This is a genomic window from Xanthovirga aplysinae, from assembly GCF_009711365.1.
GTDB lineage: Bacteria > Bacteroidota > Bacteroidia > Cytophagales > Cyclobacteriaceae > Xanthovirga > Xanthovirga aplysinae.
The window spans coordinates 1-735 of the sequence record NZ_SMMB01000220.1 but is presented as its reverse complement, the minus strand read 5'-3'; the positions used below and the strand labels follow the sequence as shown (position 1 = coordinate 735).

The window sequence follows — 735 nt, the reverse complement described above, 5'->3', positions numbered from 1 at the left end:
GATGCCAACAAAGCATACATCGGCCGTTATAGGCAATTAAAATGGAACAATATATACAGTGTTTTATTGGAAAAGAGAATGTAATTAGTGAACTGTCTGATAGTTGGATTCATGCACATAAAGTAAATCTTGCCGAAGGGTTTTGCCTAATACCTTTAACTGAAAAATTAATTGATGATATGGATGAATTGGCCGACTCAGGAAGTGAAATGGCTCATGAAGAGTTTAATATGTTAAGTAAATCCATTGAGTTAGTTCTAAAAGAAAATTCATACATTGATAAAATTGGATACATTGAAATTAAATACTTCGGAGGGATTGGAGTACAATCAGCGATATTATATTCAAAAGGAAACATTGTATCTGGCCCTACATCCACTAAAACATATTGGGACGAAAAAAACTATAAATATATTGATGAACCTCCTGCAGAAAGAGCAATTAATTCGATTCTTCTAGAGTTTGGAATGAATAAAAGAAATGACATAGATTTATTTGATCTTCTAGGACTAGGAAAATTTAGATCAAATGAAAAAATAATAAAAAGCCTATAACAATGGCGAGCTGCCATGCTTTTCCAACGCGCGAAAAAGCCGACGCTAAAAAGCACAGCAGCCAGCCGGGCTTTGTAAAGCATTAACAAAATGAAGATTCAATTAAACGAATTGATTAAAACTGGGAACATTGAACCGTTCCAGTGGGGAGATTGTGAAACTGATTTTTTGAAAAACTTTC

At 33.7% G+C, this 735-nt stretch carries 1 protein-coding gene; it reads left to right on the top strand.

Annotated elements, in window-relative coordinates; all coding sequences use genetic code 11:
• Nucleotides 1-41 precede the first annotated feature (41 nt).
• Nucleotides 42-554 carry a hypothetical protein gene (locus tag E1171_RS00480; protein WP_155203047.1) on the top strand — a complete coding sequence of 171 codons (513 nt, stop codon included), beginning with the start codon at nucleotides 42-44 and terminating at the stop codon, nucleotides 552-554.
• The last annotated feature ends 181 nt before the right edge of the window (nucleotides 555-735 follow it).